Origin of the sequence: Streptomyces phaeoluteigriseus, from assembly GCF_001896135.2 — a bacterium.
Taxonomy (GTDB): Bacteria; Actinomycetota; Actinomycetes; order Streptomycetales; family Streptomycetaceae; genus Streptomyces; species Streptomyces phaeoluteigriseus.
The window spans coordinates 1-3014 of the sequence record NZ_MPOH02000069.1 but is presented as its reverse complement, the minus strand read 5'-3'; the positions used below and the strand labels follow the sequence as shown (position 1 = coordinate 3014).

Here is a 3014-nt window from a genome sequence, read left to right as displayed (position 1 = left end):
GCGGAGCGGGCCGCCGGCCGCCGGAGGTTTCCGGCGGCCGGCGGCCCGTTGAAGGGCTGGGGAACGGTGTCCTCGGCGCGGGTCCCTGTCACTCGCAGGGATAGCTGGTGATGCGGACGGTGTACGCCGCGGCGACCCAGCGGTTGGTGCCCACGTTGCGGAAGCCGTTGGTGGTGGACGCCGACGCGAGGATCGTGGCGCCGTTGGGGTAGGAGTCGACGACCCGGTACTGGGTGCCGGGTCCGCTGCGGACCAGCAGACCGCCGCTGGCGTTGACCCTGTAGTAGCACCGGGTGGCGAGCACACCGGCCGCCGGCGCGAGCTCCACGGCCGCACCCGTCGTGCGGGCGGGTGCGGCGGCCTGGGCCGTGAGACCACCGCCGAGGAGCGCGGCGGCGGACAGGGCCGCCACGGCCGCCGTGCGGGCGGCGGAGCGACGCGGAGACATGGTGCGGCGTGCTGCTTTGACGGTCATGGAATCGATTCCCCTTGCGTCGTCGGTTCTGGGTGCGGAACACGTACGTAGGAGCAGGCCCGGGCCGGCCGAGCGGTGCGTCCTCCCCTTGTCGAAGGCGGCTTACCTCCAGGAGTTCGACGCCGAGCATCCCCGGACACGCCGAACGCCTTGAATGCTCCTGGTTGCCGACACGGGCGGCTACGCCCTTAAGCCATGGCTTAAGGGCACACCGCCACGCTGCGGTTCCCGGCCAGCAGCTCCCGGCCGAGGGCAGTTGCCACGTGCAGGACGGAACCACCGCGACGACTGGTGGTGATGAGGCGCGCGTCGCGCAGTGCCTTCGTGTGCTGGCTGACGGCCGCCAGGGAGACACCGAGTCGCGCGGCCAGTTCAGTGGTGCTGCAGGCAGGACCTTGATCGGGATTGTGACCAGCCCGAACGAGATGGCGCCGCTCCAGACGGGGCGTGGCATGACGACCCCCAGCAGGATGAGGAATCAAGCCCCAAACGGACAGGTGCGCGAGGCTCGGCAGCGGTTGTGCGGAGATGCCGTTCAGGTGAGCCGGTGCACGGCGGTCTCGGTGAGCCGACGGATCAGTGGCAACGCCTGGATCGGCAGAGCGAAGGAGCCCCCGGCGTGGCCGTGACGATCCGGCCGGGGGCTTTCGCCCGCGCAGCCGTTGGACCGCGAGAAGATGCAGGCCGGCGTTGCTCAACGGTTCCGGGCCCAGGCCGGGCTGTCGAAATGCAGGATGCCTGCCACCACGGCCCGGGCCGGGAAGACCGCTGCCATGGTGTGAGGGACGGTTCAGGTGCTCGCGGTTCGGGGTCGCGGGTACAGCCTGACCGCGTCCGGGGCGAACCGCTCCCCGCGAGTTGGAACGCGCGGGTGAGGTGGATGGCCTCGTCCAGTCCAGGCCGAGAGGTAGGCCAGCTCTGCGTGGTTGAGGTTGATCCGGGCCAGTGCGGCGACGGTCAGCGGGGCGGTGGCGTGGTCGTCCAGGAGCAGGCGGCTCTGCGAGGGGTCTGTACGGTTGCTCGCCGAACGGCCGAGGAGCCGACACCGACCCTCGGCGTCTTCTCGACCATCCCCGAGATCCGGAATCCGCGTGGCAGGCGAAGTGGGCGATGGCGTGCCGGGGGAGGCGGGCGAGGACGGCGGCCGCGCCTCCCCGTAGATCGCAGGTTGCCGCGCTCGGTGACCACAACCCTGCTGTCCGGGTCACCGGTGCCAAGCGGTCCGCCGATTCGGTGACGACTACGGTGCTTCGTCGCCGCACAAGCGCAGTTCAGTGGCCCCTGGTCGTGACAGGTAGCGTGCCTCGGCGCAATTCGGCGGGCCGTCGCGCAGCGCTCTGACGACGGCCCGCTCCCGAATCCGCACCACGAATACGAGGACGAACATGACCACGCCCTGGCCGCCCGGCGCACCGCCGGCCGCGCGCCCGCCCCGCGCGTCGCCGTGCCCCGCGAGCCGGTCGACCCCGCCCGCATCGGCCGCCGCGTCGTACGGCGCCGGGCGAAGGGCATGGACGCCGGCGTCGTCGCGGCGGCTCTCGAGGACGCCCTCCTCGACGCCCGGCAGGACTCCCGCCACGAGGACCTGGCCGACGACGTCCGCGGCCGGGCGGAGCTCGCGGAGTGGGAGCGCCTGGACCAGATGCTTGCTGCCGCGCCGTCCGGGCACCGTCTACGACCCGGACACCGACGACGTCGTCCAGGCCGAGCTCGCCGCCGAGTCCAGGCCGAGCTCGCCGCCGAAGCCGCGGCCGCCGCCGACCGCGAAGCCGCCGTACGCGAGGCGCAGCGGATCGCCGCCCGTGCCGACGAGCTCCAGGCGCTGCGCGCTGGACGCGAAGACGTCGAGAATGCTCTCAACCAGCCAGGACGGGCACTCGGCTCAGCGTCGTCAAGCTCAGACCGTCACTTAGGAGGTCACGGACCCCGGTAGCGGAGGGGATTATCGGCTCCGCCGCACTGGTTGAAGGGCGAGCCACGCGTGCCCCCGTGTTGTGGTTGACGCAGCTTGTGCCGAACGCCGGGGACAGGAAGTCGCCGATGCCACCGACCGCAGCCGAAGGTGCTGCCCCTACGGCCATGCCCGTAACACAAGACGCCAGGCCGACCGTATCGTGAAGCATTCACCCGCCCCAGTACGCGGACGCGTGATGTACGGGAAACGTACGCAATATGTAGAAGCCTGGCATATATGGTCAATCGTGCCCTGCGGGTCACCCCGTCTCCGTAGGATCGCCGTGTGCTCGCGGTCAGGTCCATCGCATGCCGATGGCGGAGAGCAGCTCGATCCGTTCCGGTGTGAGTGTCGCTACCCGGCTGCGCTGGTTGCCGATCCATGCCCCAAGCTTGATCTCTCGTTCTTCCTGGCCCCCACCGCTCTTGCCGTCGCAGCCGTCGTCCCCTCTGTCGACGGCCATCCGTTCGACGTGCTTGCGGGGCACCCCCAGGTGGCCTTCACGTTGGTAGTACTGCTGGGCGGCTGCGTAGTGGAGCGCCCACTTGTCAGCCTGCGTACGGCGTGGTTTGGGTTTCTCGTCGT

General features: G+C 70.6%; 4 protein-coding genes. All 4 read right to left on the bottom strand.

The genetic code is table 11. The features are described 5' to 3' along the window. Positions 1 to 88: 88 nt before the first annotated feature. Positions 89 to 475 carry an SH3 domain-containing protein gene (locus BM536_RS38825; protein ID WP_094104101.1) on the bottom strand — a complete coding sequence of 129 codons (387 nt, stop codon included), beginning with the start codon at positions 473 to 475 and terminating at the stop codon, positions 89 to 91. A 200-nt stretch (positions 476 to 675) separates the two neighbouring features. Then, positions 676 to 1521, bottom strand: a complete 846-nt coding sequence (locus tag BM536_RS38820) for an ArsR/SmtB family transcription factor (protein ID WP_245874042.1) — start codon at positions 1519 to 1521, stop codon at positions 676 to 678. Between the two features lie 194 nt (positions 1522 to 1715). Beyond that, the gene (locus BM536_RS41045; protein WP_158086600.1) at positions 1716 to 2144 is read right to left on the bottom strand and encodes a hypothetical protein; all 429 of its coding nucleotides are present in this window, start codon (positions 2142 to 2144) and stop codon (positions 1716 to 1718) included. A 580-nt stretch (positions 2145 to 2724) separates the two neighbouring features. After that, positions 2725 to 3014: helicase associated domain-containing protein (locus BM536_RS38805; protein WP_094104099.1), on the bottom strand; the 290-nt coding region annotated here is incomplete at its 5' end.